General features: G+C 37.6%; 17 protein-coding genes. 2 read left to right on the top strand and 15 right to left on the bottom strand.

Annotation, left to right across the window (positions count from 1 at the left end):
* Positions 1-80: 80 nt before the first annotated feature.
* Together BN358_RS00735 and BN358_RS00730 are read right to left on the bottom strand one after the other, a co-directional pair.
* Positions 81-1,727 (bottom strand): amidohydrolase family protein, encoded by a 1,647-nt coding sequence (locus BN358_RS00735; RefSeq protein WP_019227398.1) that lies wholly within the window; start codon positions 1,725-1,727, stop codon positions 81-83.
* Between the two features lie 22 nt (positions 1,728-1,749).
* Entirely contained in the window at positions 1,750-3,129 is a 1,380-nt protein-coding gene (locus BN358_RS00730) for an MFS transporter (RefSeq protein WP_019227397.1), read from the bottom strand.
* A gap of 100 nt (positions 3,130-3,229) precedes the next feature.
* Here BN358_RS00730 and BN358_RS00725 point away from each other — a divergent pair, with 100 nt between their 5' ends.
* Positions 3,230-4,150, top strand: a complete 921-nt coding sequence (locus tag BN358_RS00725; protein ID WP_019227396.1) for a LysR family transcriptional regulator — start codon at positions 3,230-3,232, stop codon at positions 4,148-4,150.
* 164 nt (positions 4,151-4,314) lie between these two features.
* On the opposite strand, the gene dapF is transcribed toward BN358_RS00725, so the two are convergent.
* From dapF to BN358_RS00660, 13 genes are all read right to left on the bottom strand, one after another.
* Positions 4,315-5,154 (bottom strand): diaminopimelate epimerase, encoded by an 840-nt coding sequence (gene dapF, locus BN358_RS00720; protein ID WP_019227395.1) that lies wholly within the window; start codon positions 5,152-5,154, stop codon positions 4,315-4,317.
* A gap of 11 nt (positions 5,155-5,165) precedes the next feature.
* Positions 5,166-6,464, bottom strand: a complete 1,299-nt coding sequence (gene lysA, locus BN358_RS00715; RefSeq protein ID WP_019227394.1) for a diaminopimelate decarboxylase — start codon at positions 6,462-6,464, stop codon at positions 5,166-5,168.
* A 272-nt stretch (positions 6,465-6,736) separates the two neighbouring features.
* Positions 6,737-7,651 carry an LD-carboxypeptidase gene (locus BN358_RS00710; RefSeq protein WP_019227393.1) on the bottom strand — a complete coding sequence of 305 codons (915 nt, stop codon included), beginning with the start codon at positions 7,649-7,651 and terminating at the stop codon, positions 6,737-6,739.
* A 22-nt stretch (positions 7,652-7,673) separates the two neighbouring features.
* Positions 7,674-8,207: a spore maturation protein gene (locus tag BN358_RS00705; RefSeq protein ID WP_019227392.1), complete on the bottom strand. Its 534-nt coding sequence runs from the start codon at positions 8,205-8,207 to the stop codon at positions 7,674-7,676.
* A gap of 1 nt (position 8,208) precedes the next feature.
* Positions 8,209-8,841 (bottom strand): nucleoside recognition domain-containing protein, encoded by a 633-nt coding sequence (locus BN358_RS00700; RefSeq protein WP_019227391.1) that lies wholly within the window; start codon positions 8,839-8,841, stop codon positions 8,209-8,211.
* 365 nt (positions 8,842-9,206) lie between these two features.
* Positions 9,207-11,072, bottom strand: coding sequence for a sigma-54-dependent Fis family transcriptional regulator (locus BN358_RS00695; protein WP_019227390.1), 1,866 nt, complete (start codon positions 11,070-11,072; stop codon positions 9,207-9,209).
* A 252-nt stretch (positions 11,073-11,324) separates the two neighbouring features.
* Positions 11,325-12,677, bottom strand: coding sequence for a transglutaminase family protein (locus tag BN358_RS00690; RefSeq protein ID WP_019227389.1), 1,353 nt, complete (start codon positions 12,675-12,677; stop codon positions 11,325-11,327).
* A 43-nt stretch (positions 12,678-12,720) separates the two neighbouring features.
* A complete protein-coding gene (locus BN358_RS00685) occupies positions 12,721-13,038 on the bottom strand; it encodes a zinc-ribbon domain-containing protein (RefSeq protein ID WP_019227388.1) in 318 nt (105 codons plus the stop codon).
* 32 nt (positions 13,039-13,070) lie between these two features.
* A complete protein-coding gene (locus BN358_RS00680; RefSeq protein WP_019227387.1) occupies positions 13,071-14,345 on the bottom strand; it encodes a UDP-N-acetylglucosamine 1-carboxyvinyltransferase in 1,275 nt (424 codons plus the stop codon).
* A gap of 191 nt (positions 14,346-14,536) precedes the next feature.
* A complete protein-coding gene (yycI, locus tag BN358_RS00675; protein ID WP_019227386.1) occupies positions 14,537-15,400 on the bottom strand; it encodes a two-component system regulatory protein YycI in 864 nt (287 codons plus the stop codon).
* Complete coding sequence (locus tag BN358_RS00670; protein WP_019227385.1) at positions 15,387-16,772, bottom strand: hypothetical protein; 1,386 nt, start codon at positions 16,770-16,772, stop codon at positions 15,387-15,389. The genes yycI and BN358_RS00670 overlap by 14 nt, the downstream gene beginning before the upstream one ends.
* 14 nt (positions 16,773-16,786) lie before the next feature.
* Complete coding sequence (locus BN358_RS00665) at positions 16,787-18,574, bottom strand: ATP-binding protein (RefSeq protein WP_019227384.1); 1,788 nt, start codon at positions 18,572-18,574, stop codon at positions 16,787-16,789.
* Between the two features lie 36 nt (positions 18,575-18,610).
* Positions 18,611-19,294 (bottom strand): response regulator, encoded by a 684-nt coding sequence (locus BN358_RS00660; RefSeq protein ID WP_019227383.1) that lies wholly within the window; start codon positions 19,292-19,294, stop codon positions 18,611-18,613.
* A gap of 198 nt (positions 19,295-19,492) precedes the next feature.
* Here BN358_RS00660 and BN358_RS00655 point away from each other — a divergent pair.
* Positions 19,493-20,385: S8 family serine peptidase (locus BN358_RS00655; RefSeq protein ID WP_019227382.1), on the top strand; the 893-nt coding region annotated here is incomplete at its 3' end.

Here is a 20,385-nt window from a genome sequence, read left to right as displayed (position 1 = left end):
TTGATAATATCAACATTTTGTGGAGTCCGGAGGGGACCGGAGTCCAGTGGGGACGGTTCTTAGTCACCGATCTATTTTCGTCATCCCATGTTTATGAAGGAGCTCATTTTTGTTGAAAACGTGAAATTTTCAGACAAATTTTTACTATGTATTGCCTTCAGCAAAGCTCCATTTTTAATTCCCAGATACTTGTCATGTTCCACGGCAATTTTTCCGTTAACAATTACAAGATGTATGCCTTCATTTTGAAGCAGCGGCTGCTGATAATCTGAATGGTCGATTATCCTTTCAGCATCGAAAAGAACAATATCTGCATCCATGCCCACATTTATTTCTCCCTTATTCTCCAAGCCGTAATATTTAGCCGGAAGCGAAGTCATTTTACGTATTGCTTCTTCAAGAGTCAAAACATGCTTTTCTCTCACATATCTGCCCAGTATTCGTGGAAATGTTCCTATTGCCCTTGGATGTGTCATAGGCATTCCCGGAACATACAGACCGTCAGTTCCAAACATGCACAGAGAATCTGCAACCAGAGTTTCCACGTCATCTTCCGACATAGAAAACCCTATATAACCGGCACCCAGAGAATTTTCCGTCAAAATTTTTATAAATGCATCAAAGGGTTGTATGCCAAGATAATCAGCATATTGCTCTATTGTCTTGCCGATGGCATCCTTAGTATGAGCAGCATCAAATATGAGTATTCCATCATATCCGCATGAAGCAAGAGGGCTTTCAAAGTTCTTGTCCGGATTGAATATGGATTTTTTAAGCAGCTCGTGATTATTTACATCTTTCAGATATGTGATTATATCATTCTGGTCCATTTTTTGCACATTGGGCGGAAGTGTTGATCGTATAAGTGTCGAGCTGGCTGCATATGGATAGACGTCATGCATAACCGTTATATTGGCATTATGAATCATGCTGCATGTGTTTTTGACCTTCCCCCAATTGTTTTTTCCGCTGGCCTTATGGTGCGATATATTTGCTTTGGCACCGGAAGACTCTGCAATCCTTATTGTTTCTGCTACGCACTCTTCCAGCTGATTTCCCTGATCCCTTATGTGAGAAGTGTATATTCCTCCATATTGACCAACTACTTTACAAAGAGCTTCAAGTTCACTGCTGTCGGCAAACATGCCCGGAGCATACATGAGTCCGCTTGATAAGCCAAGAGCTCCTCTTTTCATTCCTTCATCAACCAATTCGGTCATTTTTCCAAGCTGTCTTGCCGTTGGCTTTTCCGGTGACAATCCCATAGCAGCCATTCTGACTGTTCCGTGTGGAATGAAATAAGCCATGTTTATACCCAAGGAAAGTGTGCTCATATAATCCAGGTACTTGCCGAATGTTGTAAAAGTATTGCATTCAGGATAAATCGGTGCACCCTGGCTCTTGAAATATGATGTATACTGACTTATGTATTCAGAACCTACGGGAGCCGGTCCTAATCCGCACTGACCGCATATTTCAGTTGTTATGCCCTGGCACAGCTTTGATGATCTATCGGGATCAACAAATGCAAACATATCAGAATGACCATGCACATCAATAAACCCCGGCGAAAGCACAAGACCCTGAGCATAAATTGTCTTTTCTGATGGTTCATTAACTTCACCTATTTTTACAATTTTATTATCCTGTATAGCAACATCACCTTTATATGCAGGATTTCCGGACCCGTCAATGATGTCTGCTCCTTTTATTAAAATATCAATCATAATTACCTCCTGTTTTTAGATGTCAAGACAGAAGCTGTTCTGCAGCAAGTTCTTTTTCCCTGCTCATTTGTTTTACAGTTTCTTCAATTGTAATTTTTGTTGCGCAGTAAAACATAACAACAGACATAGCAAGTGACATCCAACCGATTAGACCAATAAGCGTTGTAGTTACAGATTGAGGCTGAATTTTCAAATCAGCATTATATCCAGCCATCTGCAGGGATATTCCGATTATAAGAGTTGTAAAGGATGTACCGCACTTGTTCAGAAAACCCATGAAGTTAATGACCATGCTGTCAATTCGGCGGTTGTTCTCATACTCAACATGGTCTGCTACTTCCGCACGTGTTGTACTGAAAGTAACAATGTTGAGGGCAACTGACAATCCCATGATGAACGCATTTACATACATGGCAAAGACATTCATAGGGAAAATCAGAAATGGTATTTTGCTGATGAATATTAATGCTGCACCAAGCATCATGGCTCTGCGCCTGCCAAGGGCTTTGTCCAGTCGTTTTATAAATGGTAATGCTATGATTGACCCAACAGCAAACGCAGCCATTACATAAGTTGTAAGCCCTGAATCCTTAAAAACATATGAACAGTAATAAACCAATGTAGATGTAAGCAGAGCATTGTTGACAAAATAGAGTGTTGAAAATGCAGTGTTCCATCTAAAATTGTAATTTTTCATGACAATAGTGAACGACTTACCCAGAGAAAGCTTTTCCTCATTTTCATTTTTTGGTTTAACGCGCTCACGGGAAGTAAAATATGAAAAAAGTGCGCCGGCAATTACAAATACTCCGATTACAGCTGCTGCAAGCGGAAAACCACGGCTTGGGTTTATCATGTCACCATTGGTGTCAACACCGGAAAATATACGGACTAAAGGCCAGCACAGCACACTTGCCAAAACTCCACCAAGACTGGCTCCCCCAGAAGTATATGTGTTTATGCTTATGCGTTCCATTCCGTCAGAAGTAGCCAGTATGGGCATGGCATATGACGGAAGGCGTAAAAATGTTGTAAAAGAATAAAAAACAACATATATAAACATTCCATAAAAAGGCTTCATGTTCTGTGGCATATTAAAAGGCATAAACATCAGAATTGTAGTTATGGCCAGTGGAACACATATGTAAAGCATGTATGGTCTGACACGTTCACCGTTTTTGAATCTGTGGTTGTCAGCAAAATGGGCGATGAGCGGATCATTAATACCGTCCCAAATAACGCCAAAACTGACTATAGCCCCGGCAACAGCCGGAGATATTTTAAAAACATTTGTGTAATAGAACAAGATAAATGTGCTTACAAACTGGACGACTATATTGCATGAAATCGAAAATGAACCGTAGCCGAGCTTTTCTGCCAGACTGATTTTTTTATTATTCATATTCATCCCTCCTTATTTTAATTATAATACTTGACTAGTATAAACAGTTAATATATATTTTTAATTAGAAGTTATAAGCTATACTTATAAGGTGAGGGTTATGCGTCTAGATCAGATAGAACATGTAATAAAAATTGCTGAATGCGGCTCAATGAATAAGGCCGCAAAAAACCTGTATTTATCACAATCAAACTTGTCTCAATCCATAAAAAACCTTGAGGAAGAAGTTGGACAGCCTATTTTTAACCGTACAGCCAAGGGTGTAGAGTTGACTAATTTCGGCTGCGAGTTTCTAAACCATGCCATGGCCACGTACAGTCAGTTTCGTCTGACTCAGGAATTTTGCTCGACCTATGGCAAAAATCCATCCCTGACATTGTCTGTTGCCTGTCAGTACATGCGTTTTGCTCATTTGCTGTTCATGCAGTTGTGCAGCAAGTATTCCAGTCATCACACCGAATTTTCTTTTTTGGAATGCTCATTTATAGATATTGTAAACAATGTGAGTTCACATAGAGCAGAAATCGGCATATTGCTTTTATCTCAAAACCACAAAAAAATAACATTGCATCTGTTAAAATCACGAGGACTGTCCTACCACCCTATTCTTGCTTGTCCTGCATCAGTGACTGTAGGAAAAAACAGCCCCCTGTACTCCTTCAGTGGTTCCGGCATCACCTTGGATATGTTGAAAGATTATCCCATTGTAATGTACACAGACACGAATTTCAACTTTTCTTCAGAATTGGAGGATATTGAAATATATAAACGGAAGAACCGCATAATAGTGTCTGACAGAAGCACCATGCACGAAGTGCTGCAAAACACAAATGCTTATTCAATTGCAGCATATACAAATGCCTATAAAAAAATCGAATATTATGATAATATCCGGGCATTTGAATTGCTTGATGACAGGTTTTCTATAGAGCTAGGATGGATAAGCAGCATCAGCCATCCTGTTTCAGAACTTGCAAAAGAATACATAGGAATGATTGAAGACCTGCAGAAATTAGGTTAATATTTCTTTGATATAATAAAATGGGGCTGTTACATTAAGTGTTCATGTCATCCTGAGCGGCAGCGAAGGATCTCATCTTTTGAAATTCTGAGATTCTTCGGGCTTAAGCCCTCATAATGACACTATAATAATCACTAATGCAACAGTCCCATTGCCATTTAACATTATAAAACTAAATCTTCATCCAATATTTCACCGGTTGCTACTATGTTTGTATCTCCTATGAGGTAGAGTTTATGAACAACATTGCCTGTTCTTTCAACTTCCACAAACAATTCGCCTCCTGAAACTATGATTTTTACTTTGTCACCTTTCAAATAACCCTTAAGTATTAAGGCAACAGCTGCAGATGCCGAACCGGTTCCACAGGCCAGCGTTAAATCTTCCACACCTCTTTCGTATGTCTTGACCAGTGCTGTATGTTCATCTAAAATTTCATAAAAGTTCACATTGGCACCCTTTGGAAACTTTTCATAGTATCGGATTTTCCTTCCTGCCTCAAAAATTTCTTTGTACTCTGCATGAGACAGTCCTTCAAATTTTACAACAGCATGAGGCAGTCCAGGATTACCTAATTCTATATATGAACATTCATATTTGACACCATCAATTTCCAGATCATTATCAAGTTTCACTATCTCAGGTTTGTTAAGCAGAACCTTGACCTGTCGGCCTTCAAGAACCTCGGATTCTACAATTCCTGCTCCGGTTTCAAATTTCATTTTTCTGCCTGCAATGTTGTTGATGTAGGCGTAACGGGATATACACCTTGCACCGTTGCCGCACATTTCCCCTATGCTTCCGTCCTGATTGTAAAAGCGCATTTTAAAATCAGCATCTCCATCTGGAAAATCAACCACCATGAACCCGTCTGCTCCCAGGGAAACTTTTCTCTGGCACAGTTTTTTTGCTATTGCCGGTATTTTTTCCACAGGCAGTTTTAAAATCATGTTGTTTATGATTATAAAATCATTTCCTGCTCCCTGCATTTTGGTAAACTGCATAATGTGCCTCCTTATTTCAATGAATCAGGTATAATCTCATTTTCTATCATATGCTCGTAGCTTTGTCTTTTTACTATTATTTCTGATTTTCCTTCCTTAACCAGCACTGTGGCCAATAGAGGATTTTTGTTGTAGTTGCTTGCCATTGTGTAGCTGTAAGCTCCTGTTGAAAATACCGCGAATATGTCTCCTCTTTTCACATCTGCAACCTGTGCATCACGGATGAGGACGTCTCCAGATTCACAGCACTTGCCGCATATTGTAACTGTTTCTGTCTTTGGTTCTTCTGCCTTGTTGGCAACTATTCCTTCATACTTTGCCTGGTAAAGTGCAGGTCTTATATTGTCGGTCATTCCACCGTCAACCGAAACATATTTTCTGATTCCTTTTATGTCCTTGATTGTTCCTATGGTATAAAGAGTTATTCCTGCTTCTCCAACTATGCTTCTGCCCGGCTCAATTACAATCTCAGGTCTTTCGATTCCTATATCCTTAGAAAACTGTTCAATTTTTTCCATCATTGGGTCCAGGAAGTATGCATATGGTTTTTTATGGTCTGCTTCTGTGTATTTGATTCCGAAGCCGCCGCCAATATTAAGCTCTGGAGTGGCATAATCATATTTTTCTTTTGTGTCCTTAATGAGCTTAAGAACTATGTCCAACGCCTTAAGGTGAGATTCATTGTCATGAAGCTGAGAACCTACGTGGAAATGAAAACCCATGAAATTTGCATATGGAGATTTTATTGCATGTTCTATGGCTGGAAAAATCACTTCATCATCCAGAGGTATTCCGAATTTAGAATCCTTTTTACCTGTTACAATGTAATCGTGTGAATCGCTTTTTACTCCAGGAGTCACCCTGTATAAAATGTTTACTTTTTTCCCTTTTTCCTTGCAGATTTCCTCAATTAAATCAAGTTCGTCAAGGCCATCAACTATTATTCTTCCGATGTTGTAGTCAATGGCAAGCTGAAGTTCTTCAATGGATTTGTTGTTTCCGTTGAATTCAATTTTTTCAGCAGGAAAATCTGCCTTCATTGCTGTGTACAGTTCTCCTCCTGAAACAACGTCCATGCAGAGACCTTCTCTTTCAATTATTTTGCACATGGACAAAGTCAAAAATGCCTTTGAAGCATAGGCAGCTCTTGTCTTTTCATATTTATTGAGAAATGTATCTCTGATTTCTTTACATTTTTCAACTATGGCTGTTTCGCTCATTACATAAAGTGGTGTTCCATATTTTTCAGCAAGTTCAACTGTATTGCATCCGTCAAAATACAAAGTGTTGTTTTTTATTGTTCTATCCATTATCATTATCTCCTTTTTAATTTTATGGAGTTATTTACAATTTTAATTAGTATAACTTAGACTTAATATAAATGCAAATATTATACCAAAAATTTATATATTCTCAACTATTTTAATAATTTTTACCTCAAAATGCATAGGACTGTTGCACTAAACTTTTTCATGTCATCCTGAGCGTTAGCGAAGGATCTCATCTTTTAAAATTATGAGATTCTTCGGGCAAAGCCCTCAGAATGACACGATAATAATTACAATGCAAACAGCCCCATTATTTATATATTGAATTTAATTGATTTTGTTCTTGTGTCAATAGTGCAGTTTGCTCCCAGCGGAATTGTTGACATTGGGAAGCAATGGCCTGACTTGATGTTGTACATAACCGGTTTGCTGTAATCTGCAAGAACATCCTTAAGCATTTCAACAACTGTATATTCACTGTCACTTTCGTTGACACAATCTGTAAAATCTCCAAAAATTATTCCTGCTGATTCTTTCAGTTTGTTTGAATATTTAAGCTGGTACATCATTCTGTCCAGTCTTCTTACATTTTCTTCAACATCTTCAATAAATAAAATTTTATCCTTTGTATCAACTTCATATGGTGTTCCTATCATGGAAACAAGAAGAGATAAATTACCTCCCACAATTGTTCCCTGGGCACAGCCCTCAACCATTACCTTGAACTCTTCACCCTGTGGGTTATCAAGCAGTATTTCATCTTCCATGTTTAGTGCCTTTTCGAAGCTTGATCTTGTGAAATCGTCGTAAGAATTAAGCATGTTTGATTTAACCATGGGGCCGTGGAATGTTATAAAACCACATTTCTGATTGAAATTCACGTTCAAGTTTGTAACATCGCTGTATCCCACAAATATTTTGGGATTGTCTTTAATCATTTCAAAGTCTAATTTATCCATTGCATGAGAGCTTGTATCCCCGCCTCTTATGCACCATATGGCTTTTACTTCCTTGTCGCCAAACATTTCATTGATATCCTCTGCTCTTGACTTTCCAAGACCTGCAGAATATCCGTGCAATGACTGGTATGTACATTTACCCATTTTAACCTTGTATCCCATATCTTCAACCAGATTTTTGCACGCATCGGCTTGTTCTGTGGTTACAGGAGAAGATGGAGCTATTATTGCCACTGTATCGCCTTTTTTTAGCTTATCAGGAAAAAACATTTTGTTACCTTCTTTCTGTCAATTAAAAAACTATGTTTGTGATTACTGCTGCAGCTATTAAGCTTATTGCATCAACTAACAATCCTACAGACAATGTGTGTCTTACTTTTGTTATTTTTGCAACTCCATAATAAACAGCTATGCAGTACATTGTAGTTTCTGTTGAACCCATGGCAACTGAAGCCATTCTTCCTATCAATGAATCCGGTCCATATGTATTGAACAGTTCAACCATCATTCCTTCAGCGCCTCCGCCTGAAAGAGATCTCATTATACCCATTGGCAGAACTTCTGCAGGCAATCCTATTAAGTTTGTTACAGGGCTTAATAATTTAACAACAAAGTTCATTGCTCCTGAAGCTCTGAATATTCCTATGGCAGCAAGCATTGCAACAAGGTATGGTATTATTCTTATTGCTGTATCAAATCCTTCTTTTGCGCCTCCAACAAACACTTCATAAACCTTGACTTTTTTTACATATCCATAAAGCGGTATTCCCAACAATATAGCTGGTATTGCATATAATGATATTGTATTTAAAACTGTCTGCAGCATATTATCCCTCCTGTACGTTTTCTACATCAGATTTTTCTATATAGTTTTCAACCTTGTATCTTTTCATTTTTCCGAACAATTTTGCAAGTATTATAGCTGAAACCGTAGAGATTGTTGTAGCCAGAATAACTGGTCCGATAACTTCTGTTGCGTTTGTAGAGCCTGCTGCTGCTCTTAATCCAATAACAGTTGCAGGTAAAAGTGTTACAGATGATGTGTTTATTGCTAAAAACATAACCATGGCATCTGTTGCAACACCCTTGTGTTCATTTAATGTATCAAGTTCTTCCATTGCCTTAAGTCCAAATGGAGTTGCTGCATTTCCCAGTCCAAGAATATTTGCTGCTATATTCATTATCATTGCTCCCATTGCAGGATGATCTGCCGGTACTTCCGGGAACAGTTTTTTCATAATAGGGCTTAAAGCTTTAGCTAATCCTCTTATTAATCCTGATTTTTCTGCGATAGCCATTATTCCAAGCCATAAAGTCATTATTCCGATAAGTCCTATTGCTATTTCAACTGCTGTGCCGGAAAAGTTTATGGCTGCATCTGTAACCGCCTGAACATTGCCGGTAAAAATAGCAACTACAACACCAATAACTATTAAACCTAACCAAATTCCATTAATCATTTTTGTTCTCCCTTTTTAGTATTTTTGTCTTGTAAATTTTGCAGGGATTTACAAACCCAATTAATCCTCCCCTCTGAATGTTGAATAATACTTATTAATTATAGCTGTCGAAATATAAAGCAATATGTATGCCAAAAATCAAAATGCAATCAAAAAAATAAATTGCCGAATTTCATTGCAATTTCAGTTTTTATATCTGTTGCAAAAATCCAAACAATTTAATTTGTTTCATTTTAAATGTTATTTTTTCCGCATTCGCGGAATAAAAAAATTCACTGTCAGCTACTTTTCAGTAAATTATTTGTTTTTTCAATGAAATGATAAAATTCCGCAAAACAGGAAACTTTCCTGTTTTGCGGAATCAATTAAATAATTATATTATGTTTTTTAACCTTTTCATAAAAAGCTGTCTTTCCTATGTCAAGAGCCGTAATGGCTGATTTATAATCACCGTTGCTTGCAGCTATTGCTTCTTCAATTGCTTCTTTTTCTGCCTCGTTGATTATTTCTTTCAACTTTCTCAGACCCTTAGCACCCGATTTATTCTGCTGTCTGTTTCTTTTTATAGCTAAGTGGCTTGAAAAAATTGTTTTTCCCTCTGCCATGTTTACTGCTCTTTCAAGAATATTCTCCAGCTCCCTTACATTTCCCGGATAATCGTAGGAGTACAACAACCTCAATGCTTCACCTGAAATCCCTTTTTCTCCGCAGCCTGTCCGTTCGCAAACTCTTGGAAGAATATTTCTTACAAGAGAATAAATATCTTCTCTTCTTTCTCTTAAGGGTGGCATCCAGATTGGAAATACATTTATCCTGTAGTACAAGTCCTCCCTGAAGCGCCCTTTTTGAACTTCTTCTTCCAGATTTTTGTTAGTAGCCACAATTATTCTTGCATCAATTCTTTTAATATCCTTGCTGCCCACCTTGTAATAGGACTTATCCTGTAGAACCTGAAGAAGTTTTGATTGAAGGGACATTGAAATCTCACCTATTTCATCAAGAAACAATGTGCCGTTTTGTGCTGCTTCAAATAATCCAATTTTTCCTCCGGTCTTTGCCCCGGTAAATGCTCCTCCTTCATAACCAAAAAGTTCACTTTCAAGCAGTGTCTCCGGTATTGAGCTGCAGTTTACAGCTATAAAAGGATTTTTACAATAACTGCTGTTTTCGTGAATTGCTTTTGCCAGCATACTTTTTCCTGTCCCGCTTTCTCCCAGTATCAGCACTGTTGAATTGGACTTGGCAGCTTTCAAAGCCAGCTTTTTCACGTTGGTTATTTCCCTGCTGTCACCTGCCAGATTAGGCAGCAGCTTCTCGGTAGCCTCCTCATCACTGAGTTTTCTTTCCATTTTGAAAAGATTTTGCAAAGCTTCGTCACGTTCGCTTATAATTTTTTTGATTTCAGATATGTCCTTGATTATCAACACTGCGCCCGTTCTTTTGCCATTCTTGTCCACAGGATGAAGAGAGCAGATAGTCGGTCTGCCGTTTATTTCCTTGTATTCGTCTGCATACCTGATGTCGTTCCCCACTGCTGCCTCATAAAATTCCTTAATGGTGGAATTGCCGTTGTGTATTTCAAATACATTTTTTCCAATCACATCAAAAAGCTCAGTACCATTGCCCTTTGACCTGAACTCCTTGCCCTTAAGCAATGCGTTTATGTCTTCGCCCCTTGCTGTATATCCTTTTGTCTGGTAAAACTTCATTTTTTTAGTGACAGCCTCTAAAACAACCATATGACCTATACATTTAACAAATTCAATCTTGTAAGTGTCTTGCCCTGCTGTTACAGAAACAATACCGTTTTCAAAATCTATGTAAGATGAAATATGTATTCCATGATACGTTCCCTCAAGCTCAAGTTTATCATGGAGGCTGTCGTTACCGCTGTATACATATTTTGGAACAAACCTTCTGTCATCACAGTAGCTTCCTACAGCAACAATGGCATCTCCTGTTTTTATATTGCTGTTTCTAATGCCTATATATTTAAGAGATTCCGGAGAAAGGCCCCCATCATCCTTACCTATGCAGCTGTCTGCAATGATGACTATATCACCTTTTTCAATTTTTCCAGAACTGTGGCTGTACTCGGGTTTATAGTCTATTCCGAATATTTCCTTTGCCTTGCTGTTGTATATTTGAATGATTCCCATGGTGTCAATGAATATAAAGCCGTCATGTATCATGTCCGTAAATTGTCTTTCAAAACTGTCTTTTTCAAACATAGTACCCATCCATCATTTAATCTTTTTGTTAATAATATCACTATTTTTGACTTTATTCAACTGTTTGAAATAAAAGAACCTGACTCTTTTGAATCAGGTCAGTTTGATGCAATTAATAATATTGGTAATTGTGGTGATGTTGAAATCTAAGTACGTAGGGGAGAGTCTTGTGCTCTCCCGCAGATAACAATTTATTGTTTGTATTAATCAACGGGAGGACAGTGGTCTTCCCCTACACCTTGAAACAAGTTATTACAATTTTTTCATCTCTAACAGCTGGTATTCTACTTTGAACTCTTCTCTTCTCAGGCCTCTGTCTTCGTATTCGCATTCACCCACCTGGTTGTCGTAGGGGTCATGACGCCAATATTTTTTAGGAGGGTCAAATTCATGCTGGAATTCTGAGTTTGCAACCATTCTGAATGGATCCAGGTTTCCAAAGTAAAAATTCCATTTTTCAGTGTTTCCGTTTCTTAATGCTCCTCCTCCAAATGAAGGATCTGCAAATAGCCATCCGAAAGGTTCCACATAAAACTGTGTCCAGTCGTGAGGTCCAATATGCTGTGGTGTAACTGCCAATCCTGACTGCCATCTTGCAGGAATTCCCACGCATCTTAACAGCGTTATGAACAACAACCCCTGCACACCGCAGTCACCTTTCAGGTTTAATGCCGCGTATTCAGGAATATTTGTTATGGTGGAGTATGCCCTCATGAAGGAATACCTCACGTTTTGTGTTATGTAGTCGTATATTTTTCTTGCTTTAATGAGAGGATTAGTTTCATCTCCTACTATTTCTTTTGCAAGTTCTCTTATGTACGGTGTGAACATGATATGTGGTTCTTGTTCCTCTGTGAAGAACTTTGGCTGCTCTTCCGAAACCAGTAAAGGATCAGGGTTGTTGTATGTAAGAGTGCTCTTAAAGGAATATTCCACTGAAAATTCCTGAGGCCCTTCCAGTTTTGTTTCAAAATATGCTGTTCTTTGAGGATAGTCAACTGATGACAAATATTTTGCAACTGGCGTCGTACTGATTATTTTAATGTCTGATTGCTGGCATTCTATAGGCAGCGGCATGTGAACTTTTATTGTTTCTCCAAGTTTATCACCGGGATTTTTGATCTTCACTGATGTCTTCATGCGAATGAAGTATGAAGCGATTCCGTTTTCCTTTGTGTCTTTGATGTTGTCGTTTAAGAACTGACCTCTGTCATCATTTGACACATTGTTTTTAAGCCTTGCTTCAATATCTGGTCTTGTCTTCACTATGGAGCCGTAAAAGCTGTCGTTAAATTTAACTTTTCCATCCACCAGAATCCAGTCAGCCTGTGAATTTTCCTGCAGCTCTTTCATTTCTTCTTCCGTGAAGTCCTTTATGTTGTCCTGCATGATTTTAAGTGCCTGTTCAAATGAATAAGGATATTCACCCTTTATGGTGGTGAGTATTTCTTTTTCAATTTCAAGCCTTTTTCTCATGGCAACAGGTATTTGTTTTTCAAGGCGCAAGTCTATGAGTTTCTGTGCCCCTTCAAAATTTCCACTGCACTTCAACTTCAGAATATCTTCAGGAAGATTTACTTTTAAGTACTTTAAATCATTAAACATGTTTTCCCCCATGATTATTATATTTAATTATGTAAAGGCAGCATCATAATGCTGCTTCAGTACCGTGACAATCATTTTCTGTTAAAAGTTCCAAATCCTTTTCCAGCAAAAACACATTATGTCCTTGTTTTCTTTTAATCATGAATCCTTTTTCTCTGTTTTTAATCAAGTAAACATTATTGCAGCATGTGGATACTGCAAAAAACTTTTTCTTCACTATAAAAAGCGGTATGCAGAAAAACCTGAGAACATGGTATTCCATATATGCCTCATACCTGCCATATTTTCCACAGAAGCTGCATAGTATGGGCTGGTAGAATTCCATGTTTTCCCGTTCAACATATATGTTAAAAAAAGACATATTATCAACTCTTTTTTATTTTTTATATTATATTAAATCAGTTCCTCTTCCTTGACAACTCTTTTTATTTTTGCGCCTAAATTCATAAATTTGTTTTCTATATGTTCATATCCTCTGTCAATATGATGTATGTCTGTTATTTCAGTTAGTCCGTTTGCAATTAGGCCTGCAATTATAAGGGCTGCACCTGCTCTTAAATCCGTAGCTTGTACCACCGTTCCCTTCAATTCAGGATTGCCTTTTATCCATGCCTGCTTCTTTGTGTATTCTACGCTTGCACCCATCTTCCTGATTTCATTCACATACTTGAATCGGTCTTCGGATACCCCTTCCACTACTGTGCTTTCACCGTTGACACTTGACAAAAGAACTGTCATAGGCTGCTGCAAATCTGTTGGGAATCCAGGGTATGGCAAAGTCTGTATGTTTACTGGAACTAGTTCCTTATCGTAAAACACTCTCATGGAATCTCCGTATTCTTCAATTCCAACACCCATTTCCTTCAGCTTTGCAGTAACAGGCTCAAGATGCTTTGGTATTATATCGTCTATTATGATGTCTCCCTTAGTGGCTGCTGCGGCAATCATGTATGTTCCGGCTTCTATCTGATCAGGAATTACCTTGTATGTGCAGCCTGTAAGTTCTTTCACTCCGTTTATTCTTATTACGTCAGTTCCTGCACCCTTAATGTCCGCTCCCATTGAATTCAAAAAGTTTGCAGTGTCCACTATGTGCGGTTCCTTTGCAGCATTTTCTATAATAGTCCTACCCTCTGCATAAACTGCTGCCAGCATTATGTTTATGGTAGCCCCTACGCTTACAACATCCAGATATATCTTTGCACCAATCAGCTTATCGGCTTGTACATTTACTCTTCCTTCGGGGGTGATGTCAACAGTTGCTCCCAGTGCTTCAAAACCTTTTATGTGCTGGTCAATGGGCCTGTCTCCTATGTCACATCCTCCCGGCAACAAAGAAGAAGCTTTTTTAAATCTTCCAAGCCCTGCCCCCAGCAGATAGTATGAAGCTCTCATTTTTTTCGACAATCCGTTTTTAAGATAGCATTCGTTAACTTGAGATGCATCAACATAAATGGAAGTGTCGTCTATATGTTCAGCCACTGCGCCCAGTTCCTTCAATATGTCAATGAATACATTGACGTCTTCTATTTTAGGAACATTTTGAATGATGCACTTGCCCGGGCAGAGCAATGTGGCCGGTATTATGGCAACAGCAGCATTTTTAAACCCTCCGATATTAACTTTTCCTTTTAATTTTGTTCCGCCTTCTATAACAAATTTAGACATAAACAATTCCTCAATTCTGTTTTTTATGTATTTAAATTGACTGGCAATGATATACTCAATATTACAATTTTATTACATTCTTCATAATATGATATAATATTTTTTGTTTTTTTTCAACAAAATAAAATATATACGTTTATTAAATATTGGTTATCTTTCACGGTATTTTCCATTTGCGTAACTATTTGTAATCAGTCAGCATTTGGAAGGTGTTTTTGAGTACCATCACTGAATATAACTTTCCACGCGGGGTCAGAATTTATTCTTGCAATGTATTGCCAATTCTCATCTTCCATGCTGTAATATGTCATTTCAATTTTAATAATTTCTTTGTCTGAAACATCATCGTATGTCAAAAGCCTCATTAAAGCTTCGACGGCAGTAACAGTCCTAACTTTTTCAGTTATTTCCTTAACTTGATTTATTCGCTGCATTTCAAACTTGTAAATACCATTTTCATCAGCATAAAAATTCATGTATGAATTTTCCATGGAATAATCGTTGTAACTTTGCGTAAAAGAATAAACACATGAATCTTCCGCTACATATGTGCGGTTTTCAGTATATCCTTCCATGCTGATGTTTTTTTCTTCAACAAAATCATTTATGAGGACTGACATTTCATCTTCGGTTGGATGTTTTCCTTGTATTTTTTCACGAATAGTGTAGCTCAGTTTTTTTCCGTTTATTATTTCAAGTGTTTCTCCATTATCATTGTTGTACACATACACATCTTCAACTGCTTCTACACCGCTTCCCAGATAGTTTTGAATAATCTCATTGTTTATATCTATCATTTCATATTCAGTATCAAGTATGGGCATAACGTATGTCTGTTCCGATATTTCACAATTTACTGTTATATTTTTCTGTTTAAGCAGCTCTTCCACGCTTTCAACAAACTGCTCATCATTCATGACATTATAATCTTCCGTATGCGCGTTGTTGAAGTATGATGCCAATAAAATGATATTTAAAATAACAAATGCAATTATAAGTATTGTGTTTGACTTGTTCCAATCCATATATTCATCCTTTTCATTACCATTCTTCAATCAATGCGCCTGTTGTGGCGTTGAAAATGTAGCTCTTGTTATTTGTTTCAATAACCCACACCACTCTTAGCATCTGTTCCTTTGAAATTCTTGCCAGGTCGAAGTATCCCAGGTAAATGTTATTGATATCCTTAATCATTTCAATTTTAATGGGTTTAATTTCAGAAACCGTTCCTTCAGCTGTTACACTTTCACCTGTGTCAAGGTTTCTGCTTATTACTTCAACTGCAGGTAGAATCTGAGTATTGTTCATTTTGTCCATTTGCGAATCATCTATGTTTCTTATGAACCTTTTGTACGAAACAACTTTGTTGCCTACCACATCAATCTGCAGGGCTGTATTTTCCCTTACCTTGCTGAACAATATAGGTCTTTCAAGAATTTTGTATGAAAATGTGTATCTGTAGCCGTAGTTCCCTTCATGCTGAATGCTTTCAAGATTGCTCAGGTAGACATCCTTTGGAAATCCGAGAAATTCTTCGGTGAAATTCACAGCTGCAGCAAAGCTTTCATATTGATCTGTCACACTGCTTGGGTCAAAAACAGCATCATAAAAATCAAGGAGACCTTCTTCATTAATTTTAAGAACTTTTTCTGTTCTGTAGGTGTATACAAGATTTCCGCTTACTTCAACGGATTTTCTCACATAATCGTAATTGTTTTTAAAATAGTCCTTTGCAATTTCATTGATTCTATACGTATCGAAAACATCAAGCTCTGACTGCACAAACACGGGATTCATTACAGAAACTTCAAGAGGAACCGGAACCTGCACCGTTTCATCGCCTATTTTTTGATCAAAGGAATATTTCGTTTCACTTTCGAAATCAAAATTTTTGATTATGTCCAAAAGCTCAGATGTATCAATATTATCTCCTTCTATTTTCACAGTGTTGATTCCGTCATAAAAATATAAGGATTTAGTATTTTCAAGATCTACAATTATATTTTTGATATTTTTTACTGCTTTGTTTATTTCAGCATTTTCCAGCTGCATGTGCCCTGTGAATATTTCTGAAGGTATGTTTGTACTGAAGTCAAACTTAAGATATTCTTTGGGAAACGCGGCAGATCCAGTAACGCTGCTTTTATTGTAGTTTTGAAAAGCATCGTTAATAATGTGCACCGTCTTTCCCCACATATCGAATTTGTCTGTATATGTGACAGTATAATTTTCCTTGTATTTAATTATATTCTTTATAGGTCTTACAACTTCCCATATATCTGCAACAATTATGTCGTCAGGAACATTGTCTTCTGTGTCTGCGCTGCTTATAAAGTCAGGCAACTGAAGCCATACATAGCTGCTTAAATAGACACATACTATAACCATTACAAACAAGACTATATTTTTAATTTTTTTATGTATCATATATGCCTCTTTATTTAAAATAACTCTGGAATTTTAATAATCATCTCAGTTCCTTTGTTAATTTCGCTTTTTATGGCAATGGTGCTGTCATGGGCATCGGCTATCTGCTTTGCTATGGAAAGTCCAAGACCTGTCCCCCCCATATCTCTTGTTCTAGCCTTATCAACCCTGTAGAACCTTTCAAAAACTCTGGATTGATCTTCGGGAGGAATTCCAATTCCGTCGTCCTTGATGCTCACGACTACGTTGTTGTCTTCCCTGTAAGCAGAAATATACACGTTGCCGTTTTCAGGCGTGTACTTGACTGCATTGCCTGCAATATTTAAAAGTATCTGCTCAAAACCGTCTCTGTCAAATAATATGTGCATGTCTTCAGGAATTTTACCAAGCTGAAGGTGAATATTCTTATTCTTGATTTGAATCTGAAGTTTTTTAAGCACCTGGCTGACCATGTCGCTTAAGCTTAAACTTTCCTTTTTCCACTTAGTCTTGGAATAATCCATTCTTGAAAGCCTTAAGAGGTCGCTTACAAGTCTTGCCATGCGGTCGCTTTCCGAGTTGATGACAGTCAGGAAGTCCACGGCAATCTGTCTTTCTTCCAATGCTCCATCAAGCAAAGTTTCCGTGTAGCTTTTTATTGTTGTTATTGGAGTTTTAAGTTCATGTGAAACATTGGCAACAAATTCTTTTTGAAGCTTGTCAATCTTGTATTGTTCAGTTATATTCTTAAATACAATAATTACGCCTCCAATTTCATTTTTATTGTTCATGAAAGGAGCGTAATCAATGTTATATGTTTCTCCGTTTTGTTCCAAAATATCGGTGCCATGATAGTTGTTTTTTTTCAAGTTTTTCAGCATCATTTTGTCCTTGACTCTGACAATGGCAGAATCGTAGTCTTCATCTTCTTTCTTCAAAGAAAGAAGTCTTTCTGCTACTGGGTTTGCGTGAACTATGCTTCCTGCTGCATCAACTGTAAGAACCCCGTCAGCCATGTACTTGAATGTAGTTTCCATCTTGCTTTTTTCCTGCTGAAGCTTAGACATCGTCCCTTTAAGCTCATCAATGAGGAAGTTGAATGTGTTTCCAAGCTGTCCGATTTCATCGTCTGACTTTACATCTACCTTGTGGTCAAAGTCACCCTTTGACATTTGTTCAGCCTTGGCAGTAAGGTCCTTGATTGGGCCTGTTATGCTGGATGACAAAATAAGACCCAGGAATATGGTTATGGCAAGAGCTATTAAGGTAGCCTTGGACATTATGTCCCTGGACTCATTCACGGTGTCGTAAATATATTCTATGTTGTTGACAAAATATATGAATCCTTTGATGCTTCCATCAGCGTAAACAGGATATGACATGTGATAGTAAGACGGGTCTTTTTCTCCGTCAAACTCATCAGGAGGAGCAATGTGTGCAGGGTTTCCATCCATTGACTTTGCAAGTATATAGTTGTTTATTTTATTTGTGTTCAATGCGCTTTGCCCTATGACTTCTTCAACACTGCCTGCTATTATTGTTTTCTTCTCATCATTCAATATTACATACAAGTCTTCATTGTATCCAACTTGAAGGCTGTTTATGCTTTTTTGAATTTCCTCCGTTTTATCTTCCCACATGTTTGATTTCAAAGGGTCAGATGACGCTATGATGAACCTTATGCGGGAGTCCATGTTCTTGGAGTTCATCTCCAGCTGTATTTCCTCCAGCTGATCAACAATGTAAATTCCAACTATGGACATGGAAAGAAAAACCAGCAAAAAATAAATTAATACGAATCTCCACTTAATACTTTTAAACATAATTGCACCTAAGGCCGGAGTTACCGGCCTGTCTCCCTATTTGCTCTTGAAATAATATCCTGTTCCTCTTTTTGTGATTATATACTTGTCTTCTTCAGTTTCAATTTTTTCTCTGAGCCTTCTTACGGTAACATCCACGGTTCTTAAGTCACCGAATTCATATCCCCAGACTTCCTTCAAAAGATGTTCCCTGTTGAAAACCCTGTCTGAATTTTGAAACAAATATTTTAAGAGATCAAATTCTCTGTTTGTAAGATCTATAATTTGATTGTCCTTGCTGACTTCGTACGTGTTCATATCAATTGTCAGGTTTCCTACATTGATTATTTTGGACTTCATTTCTTCATTGACATTTGAAAGTTTAACACGTCTTAAGTTTGCCCTGACCCTTGCAACAAGTTCCTTGTTGCTGAATGGTTTTGTGATGTAGTCATCAGCTCCCAGCTCAAGTCCGGTTATTTTGTCATTTTCTTCTTCTTTTGCTGTAAGCATTATGACAGGCATAACATATTCCATCCTGATTTCCTTGAGAACCTCAAATCCGTTTTTCTTGGGAAGCATTATGTCAAGTATTACAAGCTCCGGATTCAATTTATGAACCACTTTGAGAGCATCTTCGCCGTCATATGCTGTCTGTACTTCAAACCCTTCTTTTTGCAAGTTGTACTTAATTATTTCGGCTATGGGTCTTTCATCATCCACTACTAATATTTTAGGCATAAATTCCTCCATGTAACAATTATCATTAAACAACAGAAAAAATAGATTGTTGATGCTAAAATGGACAGCATTCTTTCATTGTGCTAATGCTTATCCAGTGTACCTATGTTTATCCATTGTTCAAATATTATACCATGTTTTTCAAAAATGAACACCATCTTTATTTATAAGCATAAATTAATTTAGGTGGTGAATTTAATGAAAAATCATATAGATTACAACAAACTCTGTCCAATTATACAAGGGCAGGTGAATTCAAGCAATAACAACATTTTACCGGTTATTATAAGTTATAAGAGCGACAAAAAAATTAAAGAAGGAAAAATTTCTTCATTATCAAATAAATTAAACTACAATCTTCCCATAGTAAACGGATGCGCCTGCGACATGTGCATTCAATCAATCATTGAAATAACAGAAGACCCGGACGTGGAATTCATAAGCTACGATTCAAAGGTCTTTGCAGTAATGGATGTTGCAAGGAGCGTGGTGGGAGCTGATTTGATTACAAACACAAAGTATACAGGCAAAAACATCACAGTTGCCATAATTGATACGGGAATTTCACCCCATGCTGACCTTGTTTACCCCACAAACCGCATAGTAGGGTTCAAGGATTTTGTAAACAAGGAAACAAGAGCATACGATGACAACGGACACGGCACTCATTGTGCAGGAATACTTGCCGGAAACGGCTATTCGTCTAAGGGTAAGTACAAAGGAATTGCTCCGGAAGCAAATATTCTTTCAGTGAAAGTTCTTGATGAAAGCGGAAACGGAAACACATCAGACATTTTATCAACTGTTCAGTGGATAATTGAAAACAGGGAGGTTTATAAAACAAGAATAATCAATTTTTCTTTGGGAGCCATTGCTCAGTACAGGGAAAGGAGAGACCCTCTGGTTAAAGCAGCAAACAGGGCTATAGACAACAACTTTATAGTTGTTGCAGCAGTAGGAAACAGCGGACCAATGAGGAACACCATACTGTCTCCTGCAACCAGCAGGTATGTAATTTCTGTTGGAGCATTGGATGACGGGCGCACAGTTGAAACAAACGACGATTCCATTGCAGAATTTTCAAGCAGGGG

The sequence above is a fragment of the Sedimentibacter sp. B4 genome (genome assembly GCF_000309315.1).
Lineage (GTDB): Bacteria > Bacillota > Clostridia > Tissierellales > Sedimentibacteraceae > Sedimentibacter > Sedimentibacter saalensis.
This window is presented reverse-complemented; position numbering and strand designations above follow the sequence as displayed.

What these genes read in the sequence shown, in the direction of transcription:
- BN358_RS00670 (WP_019227385.1), bottom strand. Translation starts at nt 16,772, where the DNA reads ATGATACATAAAAAAATTAAAAATATAGTCTTGTTTGTAATGGTTATA.
- BN358_RS00710 (WP_019227393.1), bottom strand. Translation starts at nt 7,651, where the DNA reads ATGTTTTTTCCTGATAAGCTAAAAAAAGGCGATACAGTGGCAATAATA.
- BN358_RS00705 (WP_019227392.1), bottom strand. Translation starts at nt 8,207, where the DNA reads ATGCTGCAGACAGTTTTAAATACAATATCATTATATGCAATACCAGCT.
- BN358_RS00660 (WP_019227383.1), bottom strand. Translation starts at nt 19,294, where the DNA reads ATGCCTAAAATATTAGTAGTGGATGATGAAAGACCCATAGCCGAAATA.
- BN358_RS00695 (WP_019227390.1), bottom strand. Translation starts at nt 11,072, where the DNA reads ATGTTTGAAAAAGACAGTTTTGAAAGACAATTTACGGACATGATACAT.
- BN358_RS00665 (WP_019227384.1), bottom strand. Translation starts at nt 18,574, where the DNA reads ATGTTTAAAAGTATTAAGTGGAGATTCGTATTAATTTATTTTTTGCTG.
- BN358_RS00685 (WP_019227388.1), bottom strand. Translation starts at nt 13,038, where the DNA reads ATGTCTTTTTTTAACATATATGTTGAACGGGAAAACATGGAATTCTAC.
- lysA (WP_019227394.1), bottom strand. Translation starts at nt 6,464, where the DNA reads ATGGATAGAACAATAAAAAACAACACTTTGTATTTTGACGGATGCAAT.
- BN358_RS00735 (WP_019227398.1), bottom strand. Translation starts at nt 1,727, where the DNA reads ATGATTGATATTTTAATAAAAGGAGCAGACATCATTGACGGGTCCGGA.
- dapF (WP_019227395.1), bottom strand. Translation starts at nt 5,154, where the DNA reads ATGCAGTTTACCAAAATGCAGGGAGCAGGAAATGATTTTATAATCATA.
- BN358_RS00730 (WP_019227397.1), bottom strand. Translation starts at nt 3,129, where the DNA reads ATGAATAATAAAAAAATCAGTCTGGCAGAAAAGCTCGGCTACGGTTCA.
- BN358_RS00700 (WP_019227391.1), bottom strand. Translation starts at nt 8,841, where the DNA reads ATGATTAATGGAATTTGGTTAGGTTTAATAGTTATTGGTGTTGTAGTT.
- BN358_RS00680 (WP_019227387.1), bottom strand. Translation starts at nt 14,345, where the DNA reads ATGTCTAAATTTGTTATAGAAGGCGGAACAAAATTAAAAGGAAAAGTT.
- BN358_RS00725 (WP_019227396.1), top strand. Translation starts at nt 3,230, where the DNA reads ATGCGTCTAGATCAGATAGAACATGTAATAAAAATTGCTGAATGCGGC.
- BN358_RS00690 (WP_019227389.1), bottom strand. Translation starts at nt 12,677, where the DNA reads ATGTTTAATGATTTAAAGTACTTAAAAGTAAATCTTCCTGAAGATATT.